Below are 17,062 nucleotides of genomic sequence, written 5' to 3' on the forward strand. Positions count from 1 at the left end.
ACTTATGTTCTATATGTATTATTATAGTATATGTATTTTATATAGTCAATAATATTTTTATTATAACCCATAATTTTCTATAAGCCTTCTACATTCTTGCCTCCAATTCGCAAATTTAGTCACTAAAGCCCTATTGTACCTTAATAATTTAATAAAAGCGAACCTTGAAAGGCTCGCTTTTATTATCTATCTGTTGATATTGTATGCTTATTTTTTATAAAATAATCATATCCCGAAATTAAAGTTATGATTACAGCAATATTTAATGAGCACCCTGGAATATTGCAGAATATCCAATATACAATATCAGAACTTTCAACTAATCCTGTTAAATAAGCTGAATTATAAATATTTACTTGTAGTAATAGTAAAACTATGGCTATTATTTGTATTACAGTCTTAATTTTACCCCACCAGCTTGCGGCTATAACCTTTCCCTCTGCTGCTGCAATAGTTCTTAGGCCCGATACTGCAAATTCACGAGCAATAATTATAATTGCTGCCCAACTTGGAACTACTTGAAGCTCAACTAAAGATATTAGTGCAGCTGTTACAAGTAGCTTGTCTGCAAGAGGATCCATGAACTTACCAAAATTCGTAATTTGATTTCTACTTCTAGCAATATAGCCATCAAGCTTATCTGTCAAGGATGCTAATATAAATATTACTGTTGCAATATAAGTCCCATAAGGGATATCCTTAACAGCTAAAAACACTAAGAATACAGGTACTAAAAGTATTCTCACAAGCGTTAATTTATTCGCAAGATTCATAATCGACAACTCCTACTAAATCATAATCTGTACAATCTGTAATTTTCACCTTTACTATTGTTCCAGTTTTTATCTCTTGGCTACTCTCAAAGAATACATTACCGTCTATTTCAGGAACCATTTCATAATTTCTCCCATAGTAATATTCTCCATTATACCCTTCCACAAGAATATCATAAATATTGTTAATTTTCAATTCATTTATTTCTTTAGATACTTCCATTTGGACAAGCATAGCTGCTTCTTCTCTCTTATCCTTAACTTCCTCTGGAATTTGATTATTCATAGTAGCTGCTGGTGTCCCTTCTTCTTGTGAATACTTAAATACACCAACCTTATCAATTTTATACTCTCTCAAGAATTCTTTTAATTCATTAAAGTCCTCTTCACTTTCTCCTGGAAATCCAACAATTAATGAAGTTCTTAAAGTTATCCCCTTTACCTTTGATCTTAGAAGGTCAATCTTTTTAAGAATATCTTCTTTATTTGTCTTTCTACCCATTAGCTTTAATATTCTACTACTAATATGTTGAATTGGTAAATCTAAATATTTCACTACCTTTTCATTTGTTGCTATTTCATCTACAAGTTCTTCTGTAATTTCTTCTGGGTAACAGTATAATACCCTAATCCATTCTATCCCCTCAATTTTAGCAAGTTCTTTTAATAATATATGTAATTTTTTTTCTCCATATATATCACTACCATACATAGTTGAGTCTTGTGCAACTAAAATAATCTCTTTTACACCTTTATCTCTTAATGAAGTAGCTTCCTTTATTATACTTTCCATTTCTCTACTCCTAAATCTACCTCTTATTTTAGGTATAATACAATAAGTACAGAAATTATCGCAACCTTCAGCAATTCTTATATATGCAGTATGACTAGCAGTAGTAAGAACCCTTTCCCCTTCATTTATGTTAGCATCGGAATAATTTACTTCTAAAGCCTTCTTTTCTTTTTGAATATATTCTCGTATTAACTTATCTATCTTAGTATAGTCATTTACACCAAGCATTATATCAATCTCTGGCATCAATTCTGTTAACTCTTTACCATATCTTTGTGTAAGACAACCAGTTGCTATTAAAAGCTTGCAATTATGATCTTGTTTATATTTTGCCATTTCTAATATCGTATCTATGGATTCTTGTTTAGCTTTTTCTATAAATCCACAAGTATTAACTATTATTATATCCGCTTCCTTAGCATTATTAGTTATTTCATATTCTTTACTCATTGTCCCAAGTATGATTTCTGAATCTACTCTATTTTTATCACATCCAAGACTTACCATTCCAACTTTATATTTTCCCAAGTATATTTCCTCCTGCGTATCACCATTTATTTTAATACATTTAACACAAATTATTTTATATCTCTTTAGGCTCTATTACAAGTTAATTTTCTATGTCTTCTTCTATTTTATCTATTAAATCTTCTTTTTTTACTAATACCTGTCTAGGCCTACTTCCATCCTTTGGCGATATTATTCCTCTTTCTTCTAATTGATCCATAATTCGTGAAGCTCTATTAAAGCCAACCCTCAATCTTCTTTGTAAGAATGATGTTGAAGCTTGTTCAAAATCAACAACTAAATTAATAGCTTCAGATAGTAACTCATCTACATCTTCTCCATCTTCTACAGGCCTTCCATCAACCTCACTATTTATATGTTCAATTATAGACTCCTCATAGTTTATCCCACTCTCATCATCTTTGATAAATTGTACAACATTCTCTACTTCCTCTTCAGAAATAAAGCATCCCTGTACTCTTAATGGTTTACTTTCTCCTACTGGATAATAAAGCATATCTCCCTTACCAAGTAGCTTTTCTGCACCAGCGCTGTCTAATATTGTTCTTGAATCTACCTGTGATGATACAGCAAAGGATATTCTAGATGGTATATTAGCTTTTATTACCCCAGTAATTACATCAACTGAAGGTCTTTGAGTTGCAATTACAAGATGCATACCTGCCGCTCTTGCCATTTGAGCTAATCTACCTATATAGTCTTCTACATCATTTGGACATACCATCATTAAGTCTGCAAGTTCATCCACAATAATTACTATATAAGGTAGCTTTTCTTGTATAATACCTTTATCTAATAACCCATTATAAGAATCAATATTTCTTACTCCCATCTCAGCAAATAAATTATATCTTTTTGTCATTTCATTCACTGCCCAATTCAAGGCCGCTGCTGCTTTTTTAGGATCAGTTACAACTGGTATTAATAAATGTGGAATTCCATTATAAACATTAAGTTCAACAACCTTAGGGTCTACCATAAGTAGTTTTACATCATCTGGCGAATATTTATATAAGATACTAATAATTAAAGAATTAATACATACACTCTTACCAGAACCAGTTGCTCCTGCTATAAGTGTATGAGGCATCTTACTTAAATCACCTACAACAACACTACCACCAATATCTTTTCCAAGAGCAAATGCTAACTTTTTATCAGAATTCTTAAATTCATTAGAGTCTAATACTTCTCTTAAAAATACTGGTGTTTGTTTTTTGTTTGGAACCTCTATCCCTACCGCAGCCTTACCAGGTATAGGAGCTTCTATTCTTACCCCTGAAGCTGCTAGGCCTAAGGCAATATCATCAGATAAGTTTACAATTTTGCTTACTTTAACTCCAGGACTTGGTTGTAACTCAAATCTTGTTACTGATGGTCCTTTAGTGACTTGTACTACTTTGGCATCAACTCCAAAACTTCCTAGTGTTTCTTCTAATTTATTAGCACTGTCTATCAATTCTTTCTTATCAGTACTATTAAGCTTAGTCTTTCCATTAAACTTAAGTAAATCCATTTTAGGGAATACATATTCCTTTATCTCTTTTTCTGTACTCATCACATTTATATGATTGTTTATTTCGTTGTTAATTACTTCTTTTGTACCATTATCTAAACTTTCTTTCTTTAAAGTGCCTTCATTAGACTTTGATTTTTCTTTATATAGTGCATCTTCTTGAATTGGCCTTTCCGTAGACTCTTCTATATTTAAAAATTCATCTATTTTACGCTCATTTTCTTTATCAGTTGCAACTTCAAAATCACTATCTTCATCTATAGTTGCATTCTTCATAAAGTCTAATATTTTTATTTTATTATTAACTCCATTTAAAAAATCATCCTTTGATTGAGACTCTCTGCTACTATCCTTCTGAATTACCTTAATAAAGTCCTCCTTCTTATTATCTTCAATAACTGGAGATATAGATCTTTCCTTTCTCAGTGCCTTTCCCTTCATCTTAGCCTTAGCACCTAGGTCAATAACAGATATTTCAAAAGTTAATATAGATGAAATTATAATTATAGCTACATAAAGAAGATATGAACCGATTCCACCTACCAACCTGTATAATGGGTAAGTTATAAGATAAGAAATAATTCCCCCATTTAATCCCTTTTCACCCTCTCCTACTGACTTAACTAAAAGGGATAAATTATCACCAAAAGCATTTGGATCTTTCATTGCTTGAATATATATCGTCCCAAAAATTAAAATGCCTACTATAAAAAATAAAGTGACTCCATAAAATCTTTTACTTAAACTTATACTTCCTCTACCTTTTAAATAGTTATACCCTAAATATAACAGGTAAATAGGTATTGCATAAGCACCTAGACCTAATAGTAAATGGGATATTCTTTGTGCAAAGCTAGATAAAAATCCTGCTAAATCTGTATATATTGCAACAAATGTTAATAATCCAACTGCTATAAATATAATTCCTTTAATCTCCGTATTACTACTTGTATTTCCTTTTTTAGAAGGTTTTTTGTTACTTTTTCTGCCTTTACTTCTACTCACTTAAAATCACCCCATCATAGATATTTCTACACGTCTTTTGTTTTTCCTTTTATTCAAAAGAAAAAATAGGGCCCTAGCCCTATTTTTTATCTCCTTCTTCTATTAAAGAGTTTAATTTATATAACGCTTGACTTATTCCCCCAACTTCATCAATTAATCCGCAATCCACCGCCTGCTCTCCAATAAGTATTGTTCCAACATCATTTAATAATGTATCTGTCTGCATCATGAAATTATGTAGATTCTCATGTGATATATTAGAGGTTCTAACTATAAAATCATCAATTCTCTCCTGCATTTTTTTAAAATAATTAAATGTTTGCGCAACCCCAATAATAAAACCATTCATTCTTATTGGATGAATAATCATTGTTGCTGAAGGTGTTATAAATGAATAATCTGAGGATGTAGCTAGAGGTACTCCAATAGAATGCCCCCCACCTATTACAATAGACACTGTAGGCTTTGATAATGAATTAATCATTTCTGATATTGCAAGACCTGCTTCAACATCACCACCTACTGTGTTAAGAACAATTAAAACTCCCTCAACCTTATCATTTTGCTCTATGGAAATTAACTGAGGTATTATATGTTCATACTTTGTTGCTTTTGTTTGTGGTGGTGATACCATATGACCTTCTATTTGCCCTATTATTGACAAAATTTGAATTCGTTCATTTGGTGCTGCCATTCCTGTATTTCCAAACTCCTTAATAGATTTCATTTTTTCTTTATTCTCTTTTAATTCTTCTTCATTTTCATTTTTATCTAATAAGCTATAATCTTCCATAAAAACATTCCTCCTGTACAGTTTTATTTTGCACAAGAGGAATATTTTTATACTTTAATCATTATAATTTAAAATTTATGACAGTTTAAAAGCTCTATGAAGCCCATTAATAGCATCTCCTAAAGCTTCTGTATGAATTAAACACCATATTGTCATATGAGAATCTGCTGTTTGAAGTACTTCAACATTACTTTCATTTAAAGCTTTAAGTATTTTTGCCATAACTCCTGGGATACCTCTCATGCCTGCACCAACGATTGCAATAGTGCTACAATTTTCCGTAAATGTATAGTTTATCTTTAGCCTTTTAAACATATCAGCAACCTTCTCCTTAGCTGATGCTGGAATAGTAAATATCTGTTCTTTTGGAAATATGTTAATTAAATCTAAACTTATACTGTTGGCTGCAATTATTTCTAGTATATCCTTATATTTATCATTACCTTTATTCTCAGAAAGCTTAATTGACACTTGTACCCTATCATTATGACTAGTTATACTTGTAACTAATCTCTTTTTACTTTTATCACCTATACTATTTATAATGGTACCTTCACAGTCATTCATAGTATTCTTAATAAGAACAGGTACATTACCCTCCTTAGCTACCTCTATAGCCTTAGGATGTATTACCTTAGCTCCTTGATCTGCAAGCTGGAATACTTCATCATAGCTTAATATATCTATTAGGGCAGCATCCTCTACTATTCTAGGATCAGCTGTCATTATTCCATTAACATCTGTATATATTTCTATTCTTTCTGCATCTAAAGCAACACCTAAAATTGCAGCAGAAGTATCGCTTCCACCTCTACCTAGCGTTGTAAAGTATCCATCCTCAGTTATCCCTTGAAAACCTGTTACAACTGGAACTCTCCCCTGTGAAATAATATCTAATATTCTTTTTTCTTGTACTTCTTTTAATGAGGCATTATTAAAGTTATTATTTGTTATAATACCTGCTTGCCCACCAGTCATAGGAACTGTATCAATTCCTTCCTTTGAGAGAGCATTACTCATAACAACTGAACTTATAAATTCACCGCAACACATTAATAAATCAGCTGCTAACTTATTTTCTTTTTTAAACTTTTCATCTACTAAAGAAAGAAGAGTATCAGTTGCATAAGGCTCACCTTTTCTCCCCATAGCTGATACAACAACTACAGGACTAAATCCTTGCTCTATTGACTTTTTTACTTTTTCTATGACCTTAGCTCTTTTTTCTTCAGTTGATACTGATGTCCCACCAAATTTTTGTACTACAATTTTCAAGTTTTCTCCCCCTCAACACTAAAGCCTAGCTTTCTTGATATCATTTTCCTCTGCATCTAATATTATAGTACGTGCACCAATTTTTTTCACGCACTCCCAGGGTATTTCCATAAACTCCCTAGAACCTCCAAAGAAGCCCAATTTACCGGTTCCTACGTTTATAACAAGAAATTTAATATTCCCCTCGTCATCAACTACTAAGTCATTATTTTGAAGATAATCATATTTTTCACCATCATTTATATTAATAAGCTCATATCTTTCAATTTCACTCAGTAGTTTAATTTTATTTTCATCATTCATAAATTATCCCTCCTTACTTCTCTACATAATTCCTATGCAAGTAAAAAGGAATATATTCAACTTTATACTTTGATTTTACTATCTACTGATTTATTATTATAAGCCTTGGTAGTATTAAATAGTATGTTATTTAACTCTTCACATTCTACTCCTTGCCCTACATATGCAGAGTTTAGTATTCCACCAGCAAAGCATTCTTTTAATACAAAATCAATATCATCTGATGATATCCTATCAATCTTCTTAATAACTTCTTCCTCTGTACTAACTTTATTTTTAAATAATACAGATTTAGCATTACTAAACATCTTTGAACTTGTGCTTTCAAGTCCCAGAATATAATTAGCCTTGATCTTTTCCTTATTTATCTCTAATAACTCGTTAGTTATTCCTTCTTTAGAGAATTTATTAAGTTCATCTACAATTACTGTAAGTGCTTTCTCTCCGTAAGTCTTACCAAGTCCAGTGTATATATTTAATACTCCCGTTCCTTGATATGGTTGAGGATAACAATATATGTTATAACATAAGCCTAGTTCTTCTCTTACCTTTTGGAATAATATAGAGGATGCTCCACCACCAAAAATATTACTTAGGAGAACTAGAGCATATCCCTTTTCGTGTCCAAAAGGTAGTCCCTTTAGTCCAAGACTTACATGTAGTTGTTCTATTTCCTTATTAGTATAATAAGTATCAGAGTGAACAAATGTCTCTTCATATGTAGGAACATAAATTTTTTCACTTTTCCATTCTCCAAAATACTTTTCTATTAAATCTGTTAATTCCTTTTCATCAAACTTACCACATACAGATATAACAGAATTGTAAGGAGTATATTTTTCACCTATAAATTTTTTAATCTTTTCTCTATTTAGTGATTTAACTTTATCTATAGTTCCTAAAATAGGATATGCTAAAGGATTCTCCTCAAAACAAGCCTTAGAATGTATATCTTCTAAAACATCTTCTGGACTATCCTCACTCATATTAATCTCCTCAACAACTACTCCCTTTTCACGTTCAATTTCCTCAGGATCAAACTTGGAATTTAATATCATATCAGATAGAACATCAAGAGAAAGATCTAGATGAGTATATAAATTTTTTATATAATAACATGTTGCTTCTTTACTCGTAAAAGCATTTAACTGACCGCCAACATTTTCAATTGTTTCAGCTATTTCTTTAGAGCTACGCTTTTCAGTTCCTTTAAAAAACATATGCTCAATGAAGTGAGAAATCCCATTAATATCAGAAGTTTCATTTCTTGATCCATTTTGAATCATTACTCCAACACTTACTGAGTTTACCCCTTCATTTCTTTCTGTAACTACTCGCAATCCATTTTTTAACGTATATAAATTGTACATATAAACCTCCCTATAAAAAGTTGTAGCGCTATCTCGCATACTTTTTGTACATCTGCATTAACCAAGGTTTCCCTTAATAAAAATTTTGCAGGTACTCAAATTATTTTATACTCTACAATAATAAGCTGCATTAAATATAGTTATACAAACTATATACATATTAATACAAATTATAACTTTATATAGAGTAAAAGTCACGAACCTTCTTTATACTATTATAAAGATATTCGTGGCTTCCTATTCCTAATTTCTATAGAGAAAAAAAAGGCAATAATATTGCCCTTTTATTGTTCTTGCTTATCTTCTTCATCAGGTAAAGCATCTTTTCTTGAAAGATTTATTCTACCTTGGTTATCAATTTCAGTAACTTTAACTAGAATTTCATCACCTACAGAAACAACATCCTCTACTTTGTTAACTCTTTCTTTAGCAAGCTTTGAAATATGAACTAATCCTTCTTTATTTGGTAATATTTCAACAAATGCACCAAATGCAGCAATCTTAGTTACTTTACCTAGATAAACTTCTCCTGCTTGAACTACTTTAGTTAAACCTTCAATAATCTTTAAGGCTTGATTAACACCATTATGGTCAGGTGAAGATACAAATACTGTACCATCTTCTTTAATATCAATCTTAACTCCTGTGTCAGCTATTATCTTATTAATAACCTTACCACCTGCTCCAATTACATCTCTAATCTTTTCAGGATCGATTTGCATAGTTGAAGTCTTAGGAGCAAAGTTTGAAACTTCTTCTCTTGGTGCTGAAATACATTCATTCATCTTTTCTAAAATGAATAATCTAGCTTTTCTAGCATCCTTTATAGCTGTTTCTACTACGTTAAAGCTAAACCCTTTAAGCTTAGTATCAACTTGTATCGATGTAATACCTTCAGTTGTTCCAGCTACTTTAAAGTCCATATCTCCAAAGAAATCTTCAATTCCTTGAATATCAGTTAAAACTGCTTCTTGTGTTAAATCCTCTGAAGTGATTAAACCCATTGCAATACCTGCAGCTGGTCTCTTTAATGGAACACCTGCATCTAATAATGCTAATGTTGATCCACAAACTGATGCTTGTGAAGTAGATCCATTTGAGCTTAATACTTCTGATACTAATCTAATTGTATATGGGAACTCAGCTTCTGAAGGAATTAATGGTTCTAAAGCTCTTTCTGCTAAAGCTCCATGTCCTATTTCTCTTCTTCCTGGTCCTCTTAGTGGCTTAACTTCACCGACACTATATCCCGGGAAATTGTAGTGATGCATATATCTCTTTGTTGTTTCAGCTTCATCAAGTCCATCAAGAATTTGAATATCTCCTACTGAACCTAATGTTGCAACTGTCATTACTTGAGTTAAACCTCTTGTAAATAATCCAGTCCCATGAGTTCTTGGTAATATTCCAACATCACAACTAATTTTTCTAACTTCGTCGAAGGCTCTTCCATCTGGTCTTCTCTTATCATTAAGTAGCATGTGTCTAACTACTTCTTTTTGCATATTGTAAAGAATTTCTTTTATATCTCCTTCTTTACCTTCATGCTTTTCACCAAACTCTTCTGCTACCTTTTTATTTACTTCATCAATTGCAGCATTTCTTTCATCCTTATCAGTTATATACATAGCTTCTTTAACCATATCAGTTGCGAAAGCTCTTAAATCTTTTTCAACATCAGCATCTACAGTGTAGTATTCTGGTGTTTTTTTAGTCTTACCCATCTTTTCCATTGCTTCTTCTTGGAAAGTGATTATGTCTTGACATTTTTCGAAACCGTATTCTATAGCTTTTATCATAGTCTCTTCTGGTATTTCATTACCACCAGCTTCTATCATCATAACCTTTTCCTTTGTAGCACAAAGAGTTAAATGAAGAATTGATTCCTCTCTCTCTTCTGCATTTGGATTAACAATGAAGTTTCCATCAATTAAGCCAACTTGAACAGCTGCTACTGGAATTGTGTATGGAATACTAGATAAGCATAATGCTGTAGATGCTGCATTTATTGCAAGTATCTCAGGAATATTGTCTTTCTCAACTGATACTACCGTACAAACTACTTGAACATCATTTCTATACCCCTTTGGGAAAAGTGGTCTTATGGTTCTATCAACTGCTCTACCGTTTAATATTGCTTTTTCTGTAGGTCTTCCTTCTCTCTTAATAAATCCACCTGGAATTTTTCCTACTGAATATAATCTTTCTTCGTATTCGACACTTAGAGGAAAGAAATCTATACCTTCTCTAGGCTTTTCTGAAGCATTAACATTTGTTAATATTACTGTATCCCCATAACTCATAAAAATAGCTGCATCTGATAACATACCTACCTTACCAAATTCAACCTTTAATTCTCTTCCAGCAACAGTTGTACTTAATATATTGCTCATTATAGGACCTCCCTTCAAACTCTTAAATTTTACATAATTTTCTTATATTTTTAAAATAATAGAGCGGGATGAACCGCTCTAAGATTATCTTCTTAAACCTAATTGTTTTACAATAGTTCTGTATCTTTCGATATCTTGCTCTTGTAAGTAATTTAAAAGACCTCTTCTTTGTCCAACCATCATTAATAGACCTCTTCTTGAGTGGTGGTCTTTCTTATGAGTTCTTAAGTGATCAGTTAATTGGTTTATTCTTTCTGTTAGTAAAGCTACTTGAACTTCTGGTGAACCAGTGTCTCCTTCGCTTCTTCCGTATTGTTTAATAATTTCTAACTTTTTTGCCTTATCCATGCGTAAGCACCTCCATAATTTATCCCCTTAGTTCCAAGTAAGAAGCTGGCATTCTTCAAACATAGGACTAGGTTCCTATCAAGTATTATAACAAAACATAATAAAATTGTAAATCATTTTGTTAGTTTACATATAATTTTTCTTTTTCAGCGAATTTTTTATCTTTCTCTATTTCATTTATCAATTCTTCTAAGGAGTTAAATTTCTCTTCATCTCTAATTTTAGTTATAAAATAAACAGTAATCTCTTCTCCATAAATTTCATGATTAAAATCAAGAATATAAGTTTCTAAAGTTATATTCTTACCATTAACAGTAGGATTTTTCCCAACTGATGTTATTCCCTTATATATTTTATTATTCCACTTTACATTTGTATAATACACACCCAACTCAGGAAGTAATAAATTTTCACTATATTTTACATTTGCAGTAGGAAAACCTATTTGTCTACCAATCTTCTTTCCATGAACTACTTCTCCTCTTAGCGAATATGGTCTTGTAAGCATTTCATTAGCTATCTTAATATTACCATTACTAAGTTCTTTTCTAATTCTAGTACTACTCACTACTTCCCCTTCATAATTACAAGGTTCAATAACATACAACTTATAGCTATATTTATCTGAAAGCTTCTTTAATAAATCTACGTCTCCAATATTCTTATAGCCAAATCTATAATTAAAGCCTACTACAATTCCTTTTACATTAAACTTATTACATAAGTATTTTACGAATTCCTCTGGGGATATCTTCATATATTCTTCATTGAATTCTTCAAAATAGACTTTATCCACTTCTTTTTCTTTTAGTATTTCATACTTAGTCTTATTATCTAATAGTAGCTTTATTGGATTTTCTGATTTTATAAGGGTCCTTGGATGATTTCTAAATGTATATACAATACTTGTTCCACCCTTTTCTTTAGAAAGTTCAACAATTTTATTCACTAAGGATAAATGACCTCTATGAAGTCCATCGAAACTTCCAAGTGCTACATAACTATATGTATTTTCATTTTGTAATGTTTCATAATCTTCAAACATCCTTTGATTAACTCCTATACTATATTAATAATAGCTTTTCTATCTTAAATCCCTTATTATCACTTTTACCAAGACCTATAAATAAATCTTGATTGTCATAAACTCTATAAAGTTTACCTAATTCAATAGCTTCATTTGTGAGTCTTCTATCTCCAACATTAACACCATTTATAAGCAACTTAGAATATCCTTCATTAATAGTCAGTCTAGGATATCCCTTTAAGGCATCCTCCATAGAAATCAAGTTTTCAGAGATATTCTCCTTAGAAAGTTCTTCAATATTTATACTGTCCTTTTCATCAAAGCAAGAAGTTTTTGTTCTTCTAAGCTCAACCATAGTTCCAAAAACCTTTAGATCTTCTCCAATATCATAGCAAAGACTTCTGATATAAGTTCCCTTAGAGCAGGTTACTTCCATTGAAACATAAGGTAAATTTATATCTATATCTACAATATCATGAATAGTTATAAGTCTTCCTTCTCTTTCAATTTCTATTCCCTTCCTTGCAAGTTCATATAGTCTAACCCCATTCTTTTTTAATGCAGAATACATAGGCGGAATTTGACTATACTCACCCTTGAACTTTAAAATAGATTTTAAAACTTCTTCTTCTGATAGTTGTGAAGTATCTTTTTCCTCTAGTACTTCCCCCTCTAGGTCATAGGTAGTAGTTTTAACTCCTAATTTAAACTTAACAAAGTAACTTTTCTCAGCTTTCATTATATAATCTATTATTTTTGTTCCCTTACCAATACATACAGGTAGTACTCCAGTTGCTTCTGGATCTAAAGTACCAGTATGTCCAACTTTCTTTTCACCTGATATCTTTCTTACTATTCTAACTACATCAAATGAAGACATTCCCTTATTCTTAAAAACGTTAATAACTCCATTCATAACTACATCTCTTTTTCTATTTCATTAATAATTTTATTTTTCGCCTCTTCTAATGAAACATCCTTAATCTTGAACCCAGCAGCTTTCACATGGCCTCCGCCACCTAGAGCTTCTGCAACTCTTCTCACATCGTAATCTGCCTTAGATCTTAAGCTACCTTTAACACCATCGTCAACTTCTTTAATTACTACTGCTACCTCTACACCTTCTATACCTAAAGCTATAGAAATTATATCTGAAGTATCAACATTCCCCATATTTAAAGATTCTAATAACTTCTTAGATAGCTTAATAAATGATACCTTCTGCCTAACTAAAAGCTCTATATTACTTAGTGCTGCACCCATAAGTTTTACTTTTGCATATGGTTTGTTGTCAAATAAATTATTATGTATTTTATTATTATTTACACCAATTGCAATAAGATCTCCGGCAATTTTATGAGTTCTCTCAGTAACGTTTGAATGTCTAAATGATCCTGTATCTGTTACAAGAGATGTATAAAGACATCTTCCTATTCTTTCAAGTGCATCATCTTTTCCATTAAAAACAAATCCTAATTCATTTAATAATAAATAAACTAACTCTGCTGTTGCTGCTGATGTTGTATCCACATAATTTATTGTGCCATAATTTTCATTAGTTATATGATGATCTATATTAATTAGAGTCCCTTCATAATCTTCTAAATCTGCACATATTCTATCTACATTTCCACAGTCTAAAACTATAACCAAATCTGTTCCATTTAAAGGTGAAGAAGTTCTTCCATCTATTTCATCTCCTAAAGGTAGGAAAGAGAGGTTATCAGGGATAACTTCTCTTGATATTATATAAACATCCTTTCCTAACTCTTTAAGACCATTTAAAAGTCCTAATGTACTCCCAATGGCATCACCATCTGGTGATGTGTGAAAGGTTAATCCTATTCTGTTAGATTCTAATATAACCTTGGATATATCTTTAAATGTCATATTACTTTACCTTTGCCTTTTCGATTAAACTATCGATATGCATACCATAGTCAATAGAATCATCTAGTTCAAAGATTATTTGTGGACTATGTCTTAGATTTATTCTTTGTGCAATTTCTCTTCTAACAAATCCCGCTGCACTTTTTAATGCTTCTAGATTATTTTTCTTTTCTTCTTCATCTTTAGAGAAAATACTTACATATACTTTTGCATATCTTAAGTCCTTTGTAACCTTAACTGCTGTAACTGAAATCATTGCAGTAAGTCTTACATCTTTGATTTCATCTCTTATAAGGCTACTTATTTCTCTTTTAACTTCTTCATTAATTCTGCCACCTCTATAGTTAGCCATCTATACCACCTCTTTTAAAGCTCTTTTCTTTTGATAGCTTCCATCTTGAAGGCTTCTATTATATCGCCTTCCTTAAGATCATTAAACTTTTCAACAGTTAAACCACATTCGTAACCTGCTGCTACTTCTTTAACATCATCCTTAAATCTCTTTAATGAACCTAAAACAGTTTCGAATATCACTATTCCATCTCTAATAACTCTTACTTCTGAGTTTCTTACAAGCTTACCATCTAATATATAAGAACCTGCAATAGTTCCTACATTAGAAATCTTATAAGTTTCTCTAACTTCTGCCTTACCTAATATAACTTCCTTATATTCTGGTTCAAGCATACCAATCATTGCAGACTTTACATCTTCAATAGCATCGTATATTATTCTGTAAGTCTTAATATCTACACCATCTTTATCCGCTGCTACTGTAGCATTTGCATCAGGTCTAACATTAAATCCGATTACTATAGCACTTGAAGCTGTTGCAAGAGTTATGTCAGTTTCAGTTATGGCACCAACACCACCATGTATAACCCTAACCTTAACATCATCAGTAGATAGCTTCTCCAATGATTGCTTAATTGCTTCTACTGAACCTTGTACGTCAGCTTTAACAATAATTGCAAGCTCTTTAACAGTACCTTCTTTAATTTGGCTATATAAATCTTCAAGTGAAACTCTGTGAAGAGCATTTAATGTTTCAGTCTTTAAGCTTTGCTTTCTTGTTTCAGCCATTGCTCTTGCAGTCTTCTCATCTTTAACTTGGTTAAATCTATCTCCTGCTGCTGGAACTTCTGAAAGTCCAAGAATTTCAACTGGAATTGAAGGACCTGCTGATTTAATTTTCTTTCCTTCATCATCAAACATTGCTCTAACTCTACCATAAGTTGAACCAACTAATATTGAATCTCCTACATGTAAAGTACCACTTTGAACAAGTAATGAAGCTACTGGACCTCTACCCTTGTCAAGTTTTGCTTCTATAACAGTACCCTTAGCTTTTCTATTAGGATTAGCCTTAAGTTCTAATATTTCTGATGTTAATATAACCATTTCTAATAATTGATCTATGTTTTCACCTTGCTTAGCTGATACTGGTACACATATAGTATCTCCACCCCAGTCTTCTGATACTAATCCAAATTCTGTTAATTCTTGCTTAACTCTATCTATATTTGCACCAGGTCTATCAATTTTATTTATAGCAACTATCATTGGTACTTCAGCTGCTTTACAGTGATTTATAGCTTCCTTAGTTTGAGGCATTATTCCATCATCAGCTGCAACAACTAATATAACTATATCCGTTACTTGCGCTCCTCTAGCTCTCATTGCTGTAAAAGCTTCATGTCCTGGAGTATCTAAGAAAGTAATTTCTTCATCATTTAATGTTACTGTATAAGCACCGATATGTTGTGTAATTCCACCAGCTTCTCCGCTAGTAACCTTTGCTTTTCTAATAGCATCTAATAATGATGTCTTACCGTGATCTACGTGACCCATAACTGTAACTATTGGAGGTCTCTTTACTAAGTTATCCTCTTCATCTTCTTCTACTTCTAAAGTTTCAAGTTCTGAAGTTTCAACCTTCTTTTCACAAAGTATTTCATACTTCTCACATACCTTAGCAGCTGTATCATAATCAATTTCTTGATTCATGTTTGCCATAACACCTGAGAAAATAAGTGTTGTTATAACTTCTGCATATGGTTTTTTAAGCATATCTGCTAGATCTTTAACTAAGATAGTTTCACCTATTTCAAGAAGTGCATTTTCTGCAAATTCTTGATCTGCTCTAGCTTTCTCTTCAGCTATTTGCTTCTTAGTCTTTCTCTTCTTACCATTTCCCTTGTTAACTTCTTCAGCTATTTGGTCTTCGTATTCATCAACGATACTCTTCTTTTCTTCACCTTCTGCTGATACCTCTGCATTTGGACTCTTACTAGAATCTCCTAATAATTCCTTAATTAAGGCTGCATCTTCATCCTCTATTACGCTCATGTGATTTTTAACTTCTACGCTAAACTCACTCATTAATAACTCTATTAATTCCTTTGACCCGATGTTTAATTCTTTTGCTAATTCGTATACTCTAATTTTTGACATACAGTCACCCCCGATTATTCTACTTCATATATCTTTTCCTCCTGATAAAGAGTTTGAAGCTTTTTAGCGATGTTTCCATCAACAATAGCTAGAATCTTGATCTCTGGTCTTCCAACTGCTGCTCCTAACTCCTCTTTTGAGAAATCTTCAATATATGGTATATTCTTTTCTTTACAATGATTTATAAACTTTCTTCTTGAAGAATCAGATGCATCTGGTGAAATAATAAATAAGAATAACTTCCTTCTATTCCTTTCTTCATTGCATTTACTGTATCCTTCTAATACATTTCCTGATCTTTTTGCTAGACCTAAAAAATTAAAAAATTTATTCATTTCCAATCTCTTCCCTTAGTCTATTATAAATCTCTTCGCTTATTGCGATATCAAGATTTCTACTAAGTCTCTTAGCTTTAAATGCTTTTTCTAAACATTCCTCACTTTTACAAATGTATGCTCCTCTTCCTGACTTTTTGCCAGTCAGATCTACAGAAACTTCTCCTTCAGGACTTTTTACAACTCTTATAAGTTCTTTTTTAGGTTTCATTTCCATGCATCCAGTACACATTCTTAGTGGTATCTTTTTAACTTTCAT

The 17,062-nt window shown here is 31.7% G+C and carries 16 protein-coding genes; all 16 read right to left on the minus strand.

The window, feature by feature from the left end; genetic code table 11:
• Positions 1–182: 182 nt before the first annotated feature.
• The 16 genes from pgsA to rnpM all read right to left on the minus strand — a co-directional run bounded on the left by pgsA (position 183) and on the right by rnpM (position 17,062).
• Positions 183–773, minus strand: coding sequence for a CDP-diacylglycerol--glycerol-3-phosphate 3-phosphatidyltransferase (pgsA, locus tag ACSYT2_RS08205; protein ID WP_438384520.1), 591 nt, complete (start codon positions 771–773; stop codon positions 183–185).
• Positions 757–2,094, minus strand: a complete 1,338-nt coding sequence (gene rimO / locus ACSYT2_RS08210; protein WP_430854742.1) for a 30S ribosomal protein S12 methylthiotransferase RimO — start codon at positions 2,092–2,094, stop codon at positions 757–759. The genes pgsA and rimO overlap by 17 nt, the downstream gene beginning before the upstream one ends.
• 82 nt (positions 2,095–2,176) lie before the next feature.
• Complete coding sequence (locus ACSYT2_RS08215) at positions 2,177–4,615, minus strand: FtsK/SpoIIIE family DNA translocase (protein ID WP_438384522.1); 2,439 nt, start codon at positions 4,613–4,615, stop codon at positions 2,177–2,179.
• Positions 4,616–4,694: 79 nt separating this feature from the next.
• A complete protein-coding gene (locus ACSYT2_RS08220; RefSeq protein WP_430854744.1) occupies positions 4,695–5,408 on the minus strand; it encodes a ClpP family protease in 714 nt (237 codons plus the stop codon).
• 75 nt (positions 5,409–5,483) lie between these two features.
• Positions 5,484–6,683 (minus strand): aspartate kinase, encoded by a 1,200-nt coding sequence (gene dapG, locus ACSYT2_RS08225; protein WP_430854745.1) that lies wholly within the window; start codon positions 6,681–6,683, stop codon positions 5,484–5,486.
• An 18-nt stretch (positions 6,684–6,701) separates the two neighbouring features.
• Positions 6,702–6,986: a YlmC/YmxH family sporulation protein gene (locus ACSYT2_RS08230; protein ID WP_430854746.1), complete on the minus strand. Its 285-nt coding sequence runs from the start codon at positions 6,984–6,986 to the stop codon at positions 6,702–6,704.
• Between the two features lie 62 nt (positions 6,987–7,048).
• Positions 7,049–8,356, minus strand: coding sequence for a M16 family metallopeptidase (locus tag ACSYT2_RS08235; RefSeq protein WP_430854747.1), 1,308 nt, complete (start codon positions 8,354–8,356; stop codon positions 7,049–7,051).
• A gap of 284 nt (positions 8,357–8,640) precedes the next feature.
• Positions 8,641–10,749: a polyribonucleotide nucleotidyltransferase gene (locus ACSYT2_RS08240; protein ID WP_438384524.1), complete on the minus strand. Its 2,109-nt coding sequence runs from the start codon at positions 10,747–10,749 to the stop codon at positions 8,641–8,643.
• 84 nt (positions 10,750–10,833) lie between these two features.
• A complete protein-coding gene (rpsO, locus tag ACSYT2_RS08245; RefSeq protein WP_430854749.1) occupies positions 10,834–11,097 on the minus strand; it encodes a 30S ribosomal protein S15 in 264 nt (87 codons plus the stop codon).
• 121 nt (positions 11,098–11,218) lie between these two features.
• A complete protein-coding gene (locus ACSYT2_RS08250; protein WP_438384525.1) occupies positions 11,219–12,142 on the minus strand; it encodes a bifunctional riboflavin kinase/FAD synthetase in 924 nt (307 codons plus the stop codon).
• A gap of 19 nt (positions 12,143–12,161) precedes the next feature.
• Complete coding sequence (gene truB / locus ACSYT2_RS08255; RefSeq protein ID WP_430854751.1) at positions 12,162–13,040, minus strand: tRNA pseudouridine(55) synthase TruB; 879 nt, start codon at positions 13,038–13,040, stop codon at positions 12,162–12,164.
• Between the two features lie 2 nt (positions 13,041–13,042).
• Positions 13,043–14,014, minus strand: a complete 972-nt coding sequence (locus ACSYT2_RS08260) for a DHH family phosphoesterase (protein WP_430854752.1) — start codon at positions 14,012–14,014, stop codon at positions 13,043–13,045.
• A gap of 1 nt (position 14,015) precedes the next feature.
• Positions 14,016–14,366 carry a 30S ribosome-binding factor RbfA gene (rbfA, locus tag ACSYT2_RS08265; protein WP_430854753.1) on the minus strand — a complete coding sequence of 117 codons (351 nt, stop codon included), beginning with the start codon at positions 14,364–14,366 and terminating at the stop codon, positions 14,016–14,018.
• 14 nt (positions 14,367–14,380) lie between these two features.
• Positions 14,381–16,468, minus strand: coding sequence for a translation initiation factor IF-2 (infB, locus tag ACSYT2_RS08270; RefSeq protein WP_430854754.1), 2,088 nt, complete (start codon positions 16,466–16,468; stop codon positions 14,381–14,383).
• 14 nt (positions 16,469–16,482) lie between these two features.
• Positions 16,483–16,803 carry a ribosomal L7Ae/L30e/S12e/Gadd45 family protein gene (locus ACSYT2_RS08275; RefSeq protein WP_430854755.1) on the minus strand — a complete coding sequence of 107 codons (321 nt, stop codon included), beginning with the start codon at positions 16,801–16,803 and terminating at the stop codon, positions 16,483–16,485.
• Complete coding sequence (gene rnpM, locus ACSYT2_RS08280) at positions 16,796–17,062, minus strand: RNase P modulator RnpM (protein ID WP_430854756.1); 267 nt, start codon at positions 17,060–17,062, stop codon at positions 16,796–16,798. The genes ACSYT2_RS08275 and rnpM overlap by 8 nt, the downstream gene beginning before the upstream one ends.

This window comes from Clostridium zhoujianii, assembly GCF_051590805.1.
In the GTDB taxonomy this organism is placed as follows: domain Bacteria; phylum Bacillota; class Clostridia; order Clostridiales; family Clostridiaceae; genus Clostridium.